This is a genomic window from Halomonas marinisediminis (genome assembly GCF_004347715.1).
Taxonomy (GTDB): domain Bacteria; phylum Pseudomonadota; class Gammaproteobacteria; order Pseudomonadales; family Halomonadaceae; genus Halomonas; species Halomonas icarae.
The window spans coordinates 1-286 of record NZ_SLTR01000327.1; the positions used below are offsets into that span (position 1 = coordinate 1).

The following is a 286-nucleotide window of genomic DNA, read 5'->3' on the forward strand; positions in this document are numbered from 1 at the left end:
GGTGGCCGACTGGCTCGCCAGCTGGACGGTCTTCTACTGGGCGTGGTGGATCTCCTGGACGCCCTTCGTCGGCATGTTCATCGCACGGATCAGCCGGGGCCGTACGATCCGTCAGTTCGTCGGCGGTGTGATCCTGGTCCCCAGCACGGTCAGCCTGATCTGGTTCGCGGTCTTCGGCGGGTCCGCGATCAGGCTGGAGGAGTCCGGTCAGCTCAAGGGCATCGGCGACACCCCGGAGGCCCAGCTCTTCGGCGTCCTCCAGCAGTTCCCCGTCGCGACCATGATG

At 66.8% G+C, this 286-nt stretch carries 1 protein-coding gene; it reads left to right on the forward strand.

Annotated features, from left to right (window positions below; translation table 11 throughout):
* Window positions 1–286, forward strand: a 286-nt coding sequence (locus E0702_RS16875) for a BCCT family transporter (RefSeq protein ID WP_205742023.1), incomplete at both ends; no start/stop codon positions are given.